The sequence below is a fragment of the Cognatundibacterium luofuense genome, from assembly GCF_018139685.1.
Classification (GTDB): domain Bacteria; phylum Pseudomonadota; class Gammaproteobacteria; order Burkholderiales; family Burkholderiaceae_D; genus Undibacterium; species Undibacterium luofuense.
The window spans coordinates 1-298 of sequence record NZ_JAGSPN010000541.1 but is presented as its reverse complement, the minus strand read 5'-3'; the positions used below and the strand labels follow the sequence as shown (position 1 = coordinate 298).

Below are 298 nucleotides of genomic sequence, written 5' to 3'. Positions count from 1 at the left end.
AGCCAGTGAATACGATGCCATCTTTGGCCATACCTTGTACTGTCGGCACGATGATTTCACGCATCACGCGTGCATGCAATTGCGGCGTCACGATAGGGGCCGGGGAATAGGCGCCCATACCGCCGGTATTCGGACCTGCATCCTGATCGAGCAAACGCTTATGATCCTGGCTGGTGGCCAGTGGCAGAATGTGTTTACCATCGACCATCACGATAAAGCTGGCTTCTTCGCCTGCCAGGAATTCTTCGATCACAACGCGTGCACCGGCATCACCGAGCTTATTGTCGGACAGCATCAT

At 54.7% G+C, this 298-nt stretch carries 1 pseudogene; it reads right to left on the bottom strand.

Features of this window, described 5'->3' with window-relative positions:
• A pseudogene (locus tag KDM89_RS21575) lies at positions 1–298 on the bottom strand (phosphoribosylamine--glycine ligase); the annotation flags it as partial.